The sequence below is a fragment of the Comamonas sp. DB36 genome, from assembly GCF_057914905.1.
The window spans coordinates 3,533,806-3,547,537 of the sequence record NZ_CP196631.1; the positions used below are offsets into that span (position 1 = coordinate 3,533,806).

Annotated in this window: 13 protein-coding genes; 7 read left to right on the top strand and 6 right to left on the bottom strand. The window is 67.8% G+C overall.

Features of this window, described 5'->3' with window-relative positions; all coding sequences use genetic code 11:
- Window positions 1-17: 17 nt before the first annotated feature.
- The gene (locus tag ACSVDO_RS16540; RefSeq protein WP_489593476.1) at window positions 18-1,103 is read left to right on the top strand and encodes a siderophore-interacting protein; all 1,086 of its coding nucleotides are present in this window, start codon (window positions 18-20) and stop codon (window positions 1,101-1,103) included.
- Window position 1,104: 1 nt separating this feature from the next.
- Entirely contained in the window at window positions 1,105-2,379 is a 1,275-nt protein-coding gene (locus ACSVDO_RS16545) for an MFS transporter (protein WP_489593477.1), read from the top strand.
- An 11-nt stretch (window positions 2,380-2,390) separates the two neighbouring features.
- Here ACSVDO_RS16545 and ACSVDO_RS16550 read toward each other — a convergent pair whose 3' ends face one another.
- Genes ACSVDO_RS16550 through ACSVDO_RS16560 form a run of 3 tightly spaced genes read right to left on the bottom strand, consistent with a single transcriptional unit; the run spans window position 2,391 to window position 5,907 of the window.
- Entirely contained in the window at window positions 2,391-3,362 is a 972-nt protein-coding gene (locus ACSVDO_RS16550) for a Bug family tripartite tricarboxylate transporter substrate binding protein (RefSeq protein ID WP_489593479.1), read from the bottom strand.
- Window positions 3,363-3,406: 44 nt separating this feature from the next.
- Window positions 3,407-4,378: an NAD(P)H-dependent flavin oxidoreductase gene (locus ACSVDO_RS16555; protein WP_489593480.1), complete on the bottom strand. Its 972-nt coding sequence runs from the start codon at window positions 4,376-4,378 to the stop codon at window positions 3,407-3,409.
- A 23-nt stretch (window positions 4,379-4,401) separates the two neighbouring features.
- Window positions 4,402-5,907: an AMP-binding protein gene (locus ACSVDO_RS16560; protein WP_489593482.1), complete on the bottom strand. Its 1,506-nt coding sequence runs from the start codon at window positions 5,905-5,907 to the stop codon at window positions 4,402-4,404.
- A gap of 176 nt (window positions 5,908-6,083) precedes the next feature.
- On the opposite strand from ACSVDO_RS16560, the gene ACSVDO_RS16565 reads away from it, so the two are divergent.
- A complete protein-coding gene (locus tag ACSVDO_RS16565; RefSeq protein WP_489593484.1) occupies window positions 6,084-6,743 on the top strand; it encodes a TetR/AcrR family transcriptional regulator in 660 nt (219 codons plus the stop codon).
- Between the two features lie 6 nt (window positions 6,744-6,749).
- Here the strand turns inward: ACSVDO_RS16565 and ACSVDO_RS16570 are convergent, their stop codons facing one another.
- Complete coding sequence (locus ACSVDO_RS16570) at window positions 6,750-7,886, bottom strand: aminotransferase class V-fold PLP-dependent enzyme (RefSeq protein WP_489593486.1); 1,137 nt, start codon at window positions 7,884-7,886, stop codon at window positions 6,750-6,752.
- Between the two features lie 64 nt (window positions 7,887-7,950).
- Window positions 7,951-9,477, bottom strand: coding sequence for an FAD-dependent monooxygenase (locus ACSVDO_RS16575; RefSeq protein WP_489593487.1), 1,527 nt, complete (start codon window positions 9,475-9,477; stop codon window positions 7,951-7,953).
- 150 nt (window positions 9,478-9,627) lie between these two features.
- Here ACSVDO_RS16575 and ACSVDO_RS16580 point away from each other — a divergent pair, with 150 nt between their 5' ends.
- The 4 genes from ACSVDO_RS16580 to ACSVDO_RS16595 are packed head-to-tail and all read left to right on the top strand — an operon-like array spanning window position 9,628 to window position 11,562.
- Window positions 9,628-10,317, top strand: coding sequence for a CsgG/HfaB family protein (locus tag ACSVDO_RS16580; protein ID WP_489593489.1), 690 nt, complete (start codon window positions 9,628-9,630; stop codon window positions 10,315-10,317).
- A gap of 11 nt (window positions 10,318-10,328) precedes the next feature.
- Complete coding sequence (locus ACSVDO_RS16585; RefSeq protein ID WP_489593491.1) at window positions 10,329-10,691, top strand: DUF4810 domain-containing protein; 363 nt, start codon at window positions 10,329-10,331, stop codon at window positions 10,689-10,691.
- 1 nt (window position 10,692) lies between these two features.
- Window positions 10,693-11,364 (top strand): DUF799 domain-containing protein, encoded by a 672-nt coding sequence (locus ACSVDO_RS16590; protein ID WP_489593493.1) that lies wholly within the window; start codon window positions 10,693-10,695, stop codon window positions 11,362-11,364.
- Window positions 11,365-11,367: 3 nt separating this feature from the next.
- Window positions 11,368-11,562: a hypothetical protein gene (locus tag ACSVDO_RS16595; RefSeq protein ID WP_489593495.1), complete on the top strand. Its 195-nt coding sequence runs from the start codon at window positions 11,368-11,370 to the stop codon at window positions 11,560-11,562.
- 36 nt (window positions 11,563-11,598) lie between these two features.
- On the opposite strand, the gene ACSVDO_RS16600 is transcribed toward ACSVDO_RS16595, so the two are convergent.
- A complete protein-coding gene (locus ACSVDO_RS16600) occupies window positions 11,599-13,647 on the bottom strand; it encodes a BCCT family transporter (protein WP_489593497.1) in 2,049 nt (682 codons plus the stop codon).
- Between the last annotated feature and the right edge of the window lie 85 nt (window positions 13,648-13,732).

Below are 13,732 nucleotides of genomic sequence, written 5' to 3' on the forward strand. Positions count from 1 at the left end.
GACAACAGGAAATCAGGATGACATTGCTACAGGCCCGCACCTGCGTGCGCACCGACCAGGCGCAGGCCATGGTCGAGACCATCGTCGAACACATGCGCGAACACGATCTCGCGCCGCAGCGCGAAGGCGCGCGCTGGACCGTGGCCCATGACCTGGGACTGGCCAGCCTCTGGGCACAGGACGGCTCCATCCACGCGTCGGCCAGCGCGCCCGGCATCGAGGCGCTGCAGGACATCAAGCTGATGCTTGCCCATCTGATTCTCGAGGCCACGCAAAGCGACGACGCGGCGCTGGTCTGGGACGGCGACGGCAGCGCGCTGCAGCGCCCGCCCGCGTTTCGCGTGCTGCGCGTGCTGGCGGTCCAGTCGCTGACGCCGCACCTGCGGCGCGTGCGCTTTGCCGGCAATGACCTGGCGCGCTACGCCCAGGACGAGAACATCCACTGCAAGCTGATCTTCCCCCTGCCCGGCATCACCGCCCCCGAGTGGCCCACGCTCTCGCCCAGCGGCATGCCGCGCTTTGCGCAAGGCGACAAGCGCCTCGACGTGCGCACCTACACCATGCGCGCGATCGACGGCGCCGCGGGCTGGCTGGACGTGGACTTCGTGCTGCATGCGGACGCCGGCCCGGGCTCGGCCTGGGCGGCGCAAGCGGGCGTGGGCCAGGAAATCGGCATGAGCGGCCCGGGCGGGCGCACGGCCGCGCCCGCCGACTGGATGCTGCTGGCGGGCGACGACACCGCGCTGCCCGCCATGCTGCGCATTGCCGCGGCGCTTCCCGCCGCCACCCGCGGCCAGGTGTTTGCCGAAGTCCAGGGCCCGCAGGACCAGCTGCCGGTGGTCGCGCCGCCCGGCCTGCAGTGGCACTGGCTGCACCGCGGCGCAGCCGCGCCGGGAACGACCAGCCTGCTGCTTGATGCACTGCGCGGCGTGCAGTGGCCCGCGCCGGCGGGCACGCGCTTTGTCTGGGCCGGCGCCGAGTTCGAGGCGGCGCAGGCGATACGCCACTGGGCCCGGGAAACCCGCGGCCTGGAAAAGAGCGAGCAGCTCATCGTTTCCTACTGGCGCCGCGGCATGGCCGAGCACGAATTCAAGAAGACCTGACGTGGCCAAGCCTTCGGACGCCGGCGCACGCGCCGGCTGGCGCGCCTGGTGCGCGCGGCACGCGCTCGACCTGTCGCCGCTGCAGTCGCCGGGCTTTCGCCTGCTGTACACCGCAAGGCTGGTGTCGGTGCTGGTCTATGGCGTGCTGGGCGTTGCCGTCGCCTGGCAGGTCTGGAGCCTGACCCAGTCGTCGCTCAAGGTGGCGGGCGTGGGCCTGGGCCTGGCGCTGGGCACGATTGCCGGGCTGCTGTGGGGCGGCGTGATTGCCGACCGCGCAAACCGGCGCACGGTGATGGTTGCCGGGCGTGCCGTCTATGTGCTGGTGGTGCTGGTGCTGCTGCTCAACAGCCTGCAGGCCACGCCGCAGCTCGGCTGGATCTATGCGGCCACCGTGCTCAGCGGTCTGGCCGGCGGCATCAGCGCCCCGGCGCTGATGGCCACGCTGCCCACGCTGGTGCCGGCCAAGCAGCTGCCCGCGGCGGGCGCGCTCGGCGCGCTGGCCGAACAGCTGGGCCGGCTCACGGGGCCGCTGCTGGCCGGGCTGCTGCTGGCCCGCGGCGGCAGCAGCGCCTGCTACGCCCTGGCCCTGGCCGGGGCGGTGCTCACGCCGCTGCTGCTGCTGCGCCTGCCGGCGCTGCCCGCGCCCGCGAGCGCCGCGCAGCGCGTGAGCCCCTGGCAGGCCTGGCGGGAAAGCGCGCGCTTTGCGCGTGCCAGCCCCGTGGTCGGCGGCCTGCTGCTGCTGGATATATTGATGGCGGTGTGCGCCACGCCCTGGGTGCTGCTGCCGCAGCTGGGCGTGGAGACGTTTGCCGGCGACGCCCAGCTGGTGGGCATGCTGCATGCCGCGCCCGCGGCCGGCGCGTTCCTGGCCGCGGCCACTTCGGGCTGGACGCGGCGCCTCGATCGCCCCGGCCTGCTGCTGATTGCCGCGGCCATGGGCTGGGGCCTGGCCCTGCTGTGCGTGGGATGGGCGGCGCAGCCGTGGCTGGCGCTGGCCCTGCTGGTGCTGGCCGGCGCGTGCGACACCGTTGCCGACATCGTGCGCGGCGCGCTGCTGCAGCGGCATACGCCCGATGCCTTGCGCGGGCGCATTTCCGCGCTATGGCTGCTGGAGATGAATCTGGCACCCGCGCTGGGCGGCCTGGCACTGGGCGGCGCGGCGCAGCGCGCCTCGGCCGGCATCGCCCTGGCAGGCGGCGGCGCGCTTTGCGTGCTGGCCGCGCTGCTGACGGGCGCGCGCAACCGCGCGCTGCGCGCCACAGGCTGGCAGCGCTGAGGCCGCGGCGCTCAGTTCTCCAGCGTGATCTTGAAGGCCTTGATCAGCGAGCCCCAGCGCACGGGCTCGTCGGCGACGATCTTGTCGAACTCCTTGCCGTGGGTGCCGGCGGGAACATAGCCCAGGCCGATCAGGCGCTGGCGCACTTCGGGAACGCGCAGCGCATTCGACGCGGCCTTGGCCCAGGTCGCGACCTGCTCGTCGGACGTGTTGGCCGAAGTCACGAAGGCAATCCAGCCGACCAGCTCGTTCATTGCCGGATAGCCCTGCTCGCCAAACGTGGGCACATCGGGGAAGCCTTCGGAGCGGCTGGGCCCGGTCACGGCCAGCGCGCGCAGCTTGCCGTCCTTGCCCAGGTGCTGGCCGGCGACGCCGAAGTCGGCGACCACCGAGTCCACCTGGCTGCCCAGCAGGTCGTTGATCGCGGGCGCCGTGCCCTTGTAGGGCACATGCACCTGCTTGAGTCCGGCGGCGTTGTTGAAGGCTTCGCCCGCGACATGGCTGGAGGTGCCCGCGCCGTAGGAGCCGAAGCTCTGCGGATTGCGCTTGGAAAGCGCGACAAACTCGGCCAGCGTCTTGGCGGGATGGTTCTTGTTGACCAGCAGCACGAAAGGCGTGACGCCCAGCTGCACCACCGGCTTGATGCCGTTGACGCTGTCGTAGGGTACCTTCATCAGATGCGGCACCACGGCCAGCGTGGAGCCCAGCACCAGGCCGAACGTCGGGTTGCTGGCCGGCGCGCGAATCACATCATTGAGCGCCAGCGTGCCCGAGGCACCGGGCTTGTTCTCGGCAACGATGGTGACATTCAGCGTCTTGCTCATTTCATTGGCGACGGCGCGGCCAATGGTGTCGGAGCCGCCGCCCGGTGCCAGCGGCAGCAGCATGCGCACCGGCTTGGCCGATTGGGCCAGCGACAGCCCGGACACCGCCACCATGCCGGCGGCGGCCACCATCTTCAGAACATTGCGCTTGGAATTCATCTCTTGTCTCCTGCTTTTGATTGGTAATGCCGAACGCAGGCGCCTCAGGCGCGCGCGGCTATGAGTTGTTGGGTCGACAGGCAGGCCTCGCGGTACTGCTGCACCAGGCCGGCAATGAAAACGCCCGCCGGCTGGATCTCGCTGAGCACGCCTATGCCATGGCCGCAGCCCCAGATGTCCTTCCAGGCCTTGGGCTTGCCCGCGGCCCAGTTCATCTGGCTCGCATCGCCCACCGGCAGGTTGTCGGGATCGAGGCCGGCGCGCGCCATCGACGGCTTGAGGTAGTTGCCATGCACGCCGGTGATCAGGTTGGTGTAGACCACGTCGTTGGCGGCGCTGTCGACAATCATCTGCTTGTGGCCTTCTACGGCATTGGCTTCCTGCGTGGCGATGAAAGCCGAGCCCATATAGGCCAGATCGGCGCCCATGACCTGGGCGGTGAGGATGGCGCGGCCGCTGGAGATAGAGCCCGACAGCGCCAGCGGGCCGTCAAACCACTGGCGGATTTCCTGCAGCAGCGCAAACGGCGACTGCGCGCCCGCATGGCCGCCCGCGCCGGCCGCCACCGCAATCAGGCCGTCGGCGCCCTTCTCGATAGCTTTCTTCGCGAACCTGTTGTCGATCACGTCGTGCAGCACGATGCCGCCCCAGGCATGCACCGCCTCGTTGATTTCCTTGCGCGCGCCCAGCGACGAGATGACGATGGGCACCTTGAAGCGCGCGCAGACCTCCATGTCGTGGTCCAGCCGGTCATTGCTCTTGTGCACGATCTGGTTGACCGCAAACGGCGCCGAAGGCTGGTCGGGATTCTGGCGGTCGTATTCCGCGAGTTCGGAGGTGATGCGTTCCAGCCAGACTTCAAGCTGGTCGGAGGGCCGCGCATTGAGCGCCGGAAACGAGCCCACGATGCCGGCCTTGCACTGCGCAATGACCAGATCGGGCGTGGAGATGATGAACAGCGGCGCGGCAATCAGCGGCAGGCGCAGCTTGTCTTTGAGCGTGGAAGGCAAGGCCATGGAAAGTCCTGGTGAAGTCGGTTTCAGATGCGGCGGTCGACGCCGGCCCAATACGGCGCGCGCAGCAGGCGCTTGAAGATCTTGCCGGTGTCCTCGCGCGGCAGGCTGTCGTGGAAGGTGATGGTCTGCGGAATCTTGTAGTTGGCGATCTTCTCGCGCAGGCGCTGGCGTATGGTGTCCGCCGCCAGCGTGCTGCCTTCCCTGAGCTGCACCGCCGCGGCCATGGACTCGCCGAACTCGGCGTCGGGAATGCCGAACACCGCGACGTCGCTGACTTCAGGCATGGTCAGAATGCTGGCCTCGACTTCGGCGGGGTAGATGTTCACGCCGCCCGAGATCACCATGTCCGACTTGCGGTCGCAGATGAACAGATAGCCGTCGTCATCGATGAAACCCATGTCGCCCAGCGTCACCAGCCCGTCGCGGCTGATGCTCTGGCGGTCGTCCTCGCGGCCGATATAGGTGAAGTCGGGCATGGCCGGCTGGCGCACATAGATCAGGCCGATCTCGCCGCGCGGCAGCTCCTGGCCGTCGTCGCCGACGATGGACAGCTGGGCGCTGCCCAGCGCGCGGCCCGCGGAACCGGGCTTGGCCAGCCATTCCTGGGCGGTGATGAAGGTGGTGTAGCCGGCCTCGCTGGAGCCATAGGCTTCGGTGATCGTGGGGCCGAACCAGTCGATCATGCGCAGCTTGAGTTCGCGCGCGCAGGGCGAGCCCGTGGACGACACCTGCTGCAGCGAAGACAGGTCGTAGGCCGCGCGCACTTCGTCGGGCAGCGCCAGCAGGCGCTGGTACATCGTCGGCACGAGATAGGCATGGGTGACGCGGTGCTCGGCGATCAGCTGCAGCGTGCGCTCGGGCTTGAAGCTGGGCTCGAGCACCAGCGTCGCGCCCACCGCGCAGGCATGGGACACGAACGACATGGTCGCGCTGTGGTACATGGGCGCGCTCAGCAGCGCCACCGATTCGGGCGTGGTGCCGTAGACCGCGCCCGGCACCTTGGCGGCTTCGGCGTCGACCTGGGCGCGCATCTCGGGCGCGACCGGCAGGCGGCGCACGCCCTTGGGCTTGCCCGTGGTGCCCGAGGTGTAGACCACGGCGTTGAAAGGAAAGCGCTGGCTCTCGGGCAACATCTCGCCCTGCTGGCCCAGCGCCGGCCAGGCCTGGCGGGCGACGTGATCTGCATCTTCGTGCAGCGGTGCGACGAGCAGCGCCACGCCTTCTGGCACGCCGGCGCGAATCGTGTCGACCAGGTCTTCGTGCACCACCAGCGCCTGGGCGCCGCTGTCCTTGAGCAGGAACTCCACTTCGCCGGCCTTGAAGTGCCAGTTGAGCGAGACCAGGTAGACGCCCGCGCGCTTGCAGGCAATGACGGTGGCTACATAGCTGGGGCTGTTCCTGAGCATGACGGCCACCGTGCCGCCTTCTTGCACGCCCAGCGCCTGCAGGCCGCGCGAGACACGATCTGCCAGAAGCGCCAGCGCCGCCTTGCTCCAGTGCTGATTTCCAAAGACCAGGGAAGGAACCAATTTTTTCTCCGAACTCGCCAGATGATGCAAACTAAACAGTGTTCAATTTAACCCATGGATTGCGCCATGCCCAGGCCGCAGGTCCTAGGGACTTCCCTTGGTTTGACTGCGTACAGGAGAGCAGGTGTCCCCGAGTTGACTAGACTCGGCGGGCACGAGAGTGTGAAGAGGATGGAATGAAGCCTGAAAAATCCAGCCCACCGGCCGTCAAACCCCAGGGACAGTGGCACCACGGCAATCTGCGCGAATCGCTGGTGCAATGGGGCGTGGCGCTGCTGCGCGAAGTCAGCCTCGACCAGCTGAGCCTGCGCCAGATCGCCAAGTCCGCGGGCGTCTCGGTGGGCGCGCCGGCCCACCATTTCGGCGACAAGGACGGCCTGCTTGCGGCCATGGCCGCGCAAGGCTTTCGCGAGCTGATCGCGCTGCGCCGCAGCTACCTCGCAAAGCTTCCAGCGGATGACCAGCAGGGCCGCATGCACGCGCTGGTGCGCGGCTATGTGGAGTTCGCCCAGGCCAATGGCTCGCTGTTCGAACTGATGCTGGGACCAGGCCTTGGCAACCGCTTGCAGTATCCCGAACTCGCCGAGCAGGGCCGGGCTTCCTACCTGCTGTTCTGCGAGATCGCCCAGCCTCTGCTGCCGCCGCCCGACCAATGCGCGATGCCGCATGCGGACGCGCTGCAGATGCTGTGGTCATCCATCCACGGCCTGGCGGTGCTGCGCGTGCACCGCCGCCCCGCGCCCATGAAGGCCAGCCGCTCACGCACGCTGGACCACCAGGTCGAGACCATGACCCAGTTCTGTCTCGCTGCCATTGCGGGTCTCAGGACTCCCTGAAGCCCCTCACTGCGCGCGCAGGAATTCCTCCAGCGCATCGCAGGCGTACTGCAGGCTTTCCCAGCGCGTGTCATGGCCGGGCGAAAGCCGCAACAAGGCATCGAGGCCGCGCGCCTGCATGTCCCAGGGCGTGAACGCCAGCGGGCTGATCGCGGCCTCGACGCCGCGCTGCTGCAGCGCCTGGTGCAGGGACGCGGCGCCATGGCCGGCACAGGTGAACGTCACGATGCCCGAGCACGCATGCGGCCCGGTACGCAGCGTCTGCACGCCGGGCAGCGCATCGAGCCGCTCGCGCAGCCAGGTGGCGCGCTGCTGTATCTGCGCCTGGATGTGATCCATGCCCAGGGCGGCCCATTCGGCGAGCGCCGCACCCAGGCCCAGGCGCAGCGCGACCGACGCTTCCGAAGGCTCGAGCCGGCGCGCATCGTCGCGGTAGTCCCAGCAATCACCGCCCTGCCAGGGCCGCGCGAAATGGTCGGCACCCAATGGACGCAGCCGCGGCAGGAAGTCCGGATGCACATAGACAAACCCCGTGCCGCGCGGGCCGCGCAGCCATTTGCGCCCTGGCGCCGTGAGCGCCGCGCATTGCAGGCTGCGCACATCGACCGGCCACTGCCCCACCGCCTGGGCCGCATCGATCAGCAAGGGCACGCCGGCGCGCGCACACAGGCTGCCCACGGCCTGGGCGGGCTGGACCAGCGGGCCGTTGGCCGGCATCCAGGTCAGCACCACCAGGCTGGCGGGCGTGCGCAGCAGCGCCTGCAGCGCGTCCAGGTCCACGGCGCCCTGCGCGTCGCTGGGAATCTGCTCCACCTGCACGCCGTGGCGCGCCGCCAGTGCCATCAGCAACCCCAGGTTGCCGCCCCACTCGCCGCGCGGCGCCAGGATGCGGCCGCCGCCGCGCCAATCCATTGCCTCGACCACGCGGCTCCAGCCATCGCTGTTGCCCTGGGTCAGCGCGATGTCCTGCGGCGACGCATGGATGGCCGCGGCAATGCCGGCGTAGACCTGGGCCAGTTCGGCCTGGGCGGCGCGCGCCGCGCCATAGCCGCCGAGCTGTTGTTCGCACAGCGCGTGGTGGTGCATGGCATGGAGTGCGGCGTCGGCCAGCGGGCCGCAGGCGGCATGGTTCAGATAATGCATCACGAAAGCAGGTACGCAGACGCCGCCCAGCATAGCCCAGAAGAACGGCTGGCGAGCGCTGCGGTCACGCCGCGCCGGCCTGGCCCATACAGCTGCGCAGATAGTTTTCCAGCCGCACGGCACTGGCGTCGGGATCGGCGCAGCCGACATGGCCGTCCGGACGTATCAGGTAGGCGGCGTCGCGCTGCAAGCCGACCGCGGCGTGCGGCGGACCGAAATCGAAGCACTGCAAGGCAATGCCCTGGACGGCGCACCAGGCGGCCAGGTCGGCGCGCGCCGCGCCATAGACATGCACCTGCCAGGCAATGGCCGCCAGCGGTGCGTGGTTGTCGTCCGCGCGCACCCAGGGCAGACGATCGCCGCCGCGCACTTCGCCGGCCTGGCCTTCGCTGATGGGGCTGTCGTGGTAGCTGATCAGCGTCTGCGACAGGATGCGGAACAGGTACTCGCGCACGTCGTCTATGCCATAGGCCAGCGGCGCGACGATGGGCGCGATGCGCGTGCGCACGAAGTCGGCAAACGGCCCGTGGGCGGTGATGAACTGGAACACGCGGTCCGTGGTCTCGACCAGCCGCAGCGCGAACGCGCGGCGCTCGGCTTCATAGCTGTCGAGCAGGGCGTCGGGCGCGCCCCGGCGCAGCACGGCCGCCATTTTCCAGGCAAGGTTGATCGCATCGCCTATGCCGGTGTTCATACCCTGGCCCCCTGCCGGGCTGTGGATATGCGCAGCGTCGCCGACGAGAAAGGCCCGGCCCTGGCGATAACGGTCGGTCACGCGGTGGTGCACGCGGTAGGTGGAAAACCAGTGGACCTGGTCCACCTCCAGCCCGATGCGGGCAATCGCGCGGTGGCCCACATCGTCGAAGGTCAGCGTGTCGGCGCGGTCCGCGTCCTCATTGTCGGCGACGCCGATCAGCCGCCCCTGCCCGTGCTCGTTGTAGGCCAGCCAGGCGACGAAATCGGCCTCGTCGAGCGCGATGTGGATGTCGCCGCTGGCGGCCGGGCCACGCGCCTGCACGTCGGCCACATAGAAGAATTTGCCGTAGGTGCCGCCCGGAAAGCCTGTTCCCATCTGGTGGCGAACGATGGAGCGCGCGCCGTCGCAGCCCGCGACAAAGGCCGCCGCGCAGCGCTGCTCACGGCCATCGGCAGCGCGCAGCTGCACCGCTACGTGGTCGCCGCAATCCTCGAAGCCCAGGCATTCCGTCTGGCGCTCCACTGCCACGCCCAGCGCCTCGAGCCGCGCGATCAACAGGCGCTCGTGCCGGTCCTGCGGATAGATCAGCACAAACGGATAGGGCGTCATATCCCGCCCCGCCGAACCAAAGCGCAGCGTCGCGCGTTTTGTGCCGCGGGTCCAGAGGTTGAGCGCGGGATTGCGGTGGCCCGCGGCCAGTACGGCGTCGGTCAGATCGAGCTGGCGGTACAGCTCCAGCGTGCGCGCCTGCACGGCCAGCGCGCGTGACGTCGTTCCCGGCGCGCGGGTCTTGTCGACGATGCGCACCCGCACGCCTTGCGCAGTGAGCCACAGCGCAAGTACCAGGCCGGTAGGACCGGCGCCAACGATCAGCACGTTGTCATGGAAGTTCATGGGGACGGCGCAAAAAAGCCGCAGCGCCAACACAGTGTGTTCCGCGCGCATCACGCGTTTTGTAGGCGATCACGCAGTCTGGATTTTAATAGTTGAAATCTATCAAACATGAAACTATCATTGTTTTATCAATAACAATCACTTGATCCCATGCGCCCTCTTCTTCTGTTTGCAGCCTGCGCTGCCCTCTGTGCTCCCCTGGTCCTGGGCGGCTGCGCGACGGAAACGTCGCAGGCGCTGGCCGTGTCCCAGACAAAGGCCGCCACGCGCAGCTACCAGGGACCGCGCAGCCCGATCGCCGTGGGCAGGTTCGACAACCGCTCCAGCTACCTGCGCGGCGCTTTTTCCTCGGGCAGCGACCGGCTGGGCAGCCAGGCCAAAACGCTGCTCATCAGCCACCTGCAGCAGACCCAGCGCTTTCTGGTGCTCGACCGCGACAACATGGAGCAAACCCGGTTCGAAGCCAACCTGCACGGCAGCGCGCAGCCGCTTCAGGGCGCCGACTACGTGCTCACGGGCAATGTCTCCGAATTCGGCCGCAAGGAAGTCGGCGACAGGCAGTTCTTCGGCGTGCTGGGGCGCGGCAAGACCCAGATCGCCTATGCCAAGGTGACGCTGAACATCGTCGACATCCGCACTTCGGAAGTCGTGCGCTCGGTCCAGGGATCGGGCGAATACCAGCTGGCGAACCGCGAGATCGTCGGCTTCGGCGGCAGCGCCAGCCATGACGCCACGCTCAACGGCAAGGTGCTCGACCTGGCGATCCGCGAAGCCGTCGATCGCCTGGGCGAAGCCGTGGACGCAGGCCTGCTGCCCGCTTTGCCCGCGACCATGCACTGAAAGGCCAGACCATGAAACTCCGCACTCCTATCCTGCACGTCACGGCCATGGGGCTGGGCTGCCTGCTTCTGGGCTGCGCGGCGCTGGCGCCGCTCTATGACTGGAAAAGCTACCCCGATCAGGTGTACAGCTATCTCAAGAACGACGGTACATCCGCCGAGCAACAGATCCAGGCGCTGGAAGAAGGCCTGGCGCAGATGCAAGACCCTGCCGCGCTGCCGCCCGGCTACCAGGCCCATCTGGGGCTGCTGTACCTGAAAGTCGGTCGCACCAACGATGGGCTGCTCGCCTGGGAACGTGAAAAGGCGTTGTTTCCCGAGTCGACCCGCTACATCGACCATCTCATGGGCAACCTGAAAAAGAATGGGAACTGACATGCCCACACCTTCCATCACCAAGGTGCTGCAGGGGTGCGCCTGGCTTGTGGCCTGCCTCTGGCTCACGGGATGCGCGAGCACGCCGGCGCAGGGCAACAGTGCATTCCGTGCGGCAAATCCGGCGTCCATCCTGGTGCTGCCGCCCGTCAACGAAGCCCCGGAGGTCCAGGCGACGGCGAGCGTGCTGTCGCATGCGACCTTTCCATTGGCCGAAGCCGGCTACTACGTGCTGCCCGTGGCGCTGGTGACCGAAACCCTGCGCGAGAACGGCATGCAGAGCGCCGAAGATGCACACGACATCCCCGCGGCCAGCCTCAGGGATATCTTTGGCGCGGATGCCGCGCTGCACATCAGGATCACGCGCTACGGCACCATCTATCAGGTGATCGACAGCACCACCGTGGTCAGCGCGCAGGCGCAGCTGGTCGACCTGCGCACCGGTGACCTGCTCTGGTCGGGCAAGGCATCGGCCTCCAGCAAGGAAAGCGGCAACAGCACGGGCAGCGGTCTGGCCGGCATGCTGATCACCGCACTCGTCAACCAAATCCTGAGCACGGCCACCGACGCCTCGCACAACGTTGCGGGCATCGCCACGCAGCGGCTGCTTTCCGCCGGCGGCGCGAACGGTCTGCTGTACGGGCCGCGCTCACCTATGTACGGCAGGAAGTGAGCCATGACCATGCAACTGACCCCACCCCACTCCGTTCTTGACGACAAGCCCGCGCGCGTGGCGAAAGGCTCGCGCAGAAAACCACCGCCGCCGCAGGGCGTGCTGGTCGTGAGCCTGTGGCCGCTGAGACTTGTATGCCGCAGCCCCGCGACACCCGTCAAGGGCCGCCCGCCAGGCAAGAAATCCGCGACGGCCTGACCTCCGGCCGGGGCGAGAGCCGCCCCGGCCGCGCAGTCATTCGACGTGACCTGGCGCGCGGTTGAGCAGCAGATTGCGCTGATCGGCGCTGAGCGACAGATAGCGTTCGTAGTTGCGCAGAATGTCGGCAATCAGTTCTTCCTGGCGCAGATACTGGATGTCGTAGCCTTCGCGGCCATCGGCGAAGAAGGTCATGGGCTCGACGACATGGCGGCGCGCATTGGCTTCCTCGTCGGTGACTTCGGTCAGGATGAACCCGGGCAGCTTGCGCTTCACCGGGCGCACGCCATAGACGAAATCGCGCAGCTCGGCGATGGGAATGACCAGCCGCACCGATCCCGCAGCGTCGCCGTCATGGCCCGCGCTGTCGTCGTGCACCACCGCGTGCACCCCTTGTCGCTCCATTTCCGCGGCCACTTCGCGCATCGCGGGCAGCACGGTCTTGCGCAGGAAGCTGCGCACGTCGAGGCTGCTGGGCTGGCGCACGATCAGCTCCAGACGCTTGCGCCAGTGCTGGCCGTTCCAGAAGCTGGTCGCGGGCGCCCAGTCCTGGGAGGCGTTGCGCAGGTCGGCTTTCATGCCGCGCCACAGCCCCACGCACAGCACCGCCATGATCGCGGCCACGGGCAAGGCCGCGACCAGGGTCATCGCCTGCAAGGCCTTGAGTCCGCCGGCGAGCATCAGCGCAATCGCCGTCACGCCCAGCACCGCGGCCCAGAAAAGCCGCTGCCACACCGGCGAGCGCGGATGACCGCGCGATGCGATCGCATCGACCACATAGGCGCCAGAATCTGCCGACGTCACGAAAAACATGGCGATCAACAGGATGGCCAACCAGGACACCGTCTTTGCCAGCGGCAGGTACTCGAAGAAGCGGAACAGCAGCGCGTCGACATTGCCCGCGGTCTGCGCCAGCGCGCCCTGGGCCACATGGGTGTCTATCCAGATCGCGCCGTTGCCGAAGGCCGTCATCCACAGCAGGTTGAAGGCCGTGGGAATCAGCAGCACGCCGACGATGAATTCACGCACTGTGCGGCCGCGCGAAATGCGCGCGATGAACATGCCCACGAAAGGCGACCAGGAGATCCACCAGGCCCAGTAGAGAATCGTCCAGCTGCCGAACCAGGCCGGGTCCTGCGCGGGCTCATACGCAAATGTGCGCAGCGACAGGCTCACCAGGTTGGACAGATAGTTGCCTATGTTCTCGCTGAACGCCTGGAACAGGTAAACCGTGGGCCCGAAGATCAGCACGAAGCCCAGCAGGATGAAAGTCAGGATCAGATTGATTTCCGACAGCCGGCGCACGCCCTTGTCCAGGCCCGAGGCTGCCGACAGCCCTGCCAGGCCCACGACCAGCACGATCAGGCCGATGCGAAACGCGACCGTTCCGGTGTCCCAGCCGGTCACGATGTGCAGGCCCGCGGCAAGCTGCAGCGCGCCATAGCCCAGCGTGGTCGCGAGCCCGGCAATCGTTCCCACGAGCGCAAACGTGTCGACACCATGACCTATGGGACCGTTGATGCGCTGCTGCAGCAACGGATACAGGCCCGAGCGCATGGTCAGCGGCAGGTTGTAGCGAAAGCCGAAATACGCGAGCACCAGGCCCATCACACCGTAGACGGACCAGGCGTGAATGCCCCAGTGAAAGAACGTCGATGTCAGCGCCTCGCGCGCCGCGGCGGGCGTGCCCGCGGCTTGCGTGGGCGGGTTCAGGTAATGCTGCAGCGGCTCGCCCACGCCGAAGTACATCAGCCCTATGCCCATGCCCGCGGCAAACAGCATCGCGCTCCAGGAGATGAAATTGAACTCCGGCTTGGCGTCGTCGGGCCCGAGCCGGATGTCGCCGTAGCGGCTGAACGCCAGCATCACCAGAAACACCGGGAACATCGACACGACAAGGGTGTAGAACCAGTCGAAGTGGCTGATCACCCAGGCCTGGGCGCTGGAGAAGACGCGGTCGGCCAGCTGCGGAAACACGCCGCACAGCACCAGCAGCGCGGCCAGCACGATCAGCGCGGGAACGACCACCGGAGCCGAGAAGGTCATGCGGGGGGCGGCGTCGTTCGGTTTGGCTGACTCATTCATGCGCATCTCCTGTGACGGGATCAATGACGTTCATCGCAACCAACAGCGACAGTGACTGCAATGGTATACGCGCCCGAACGCAATG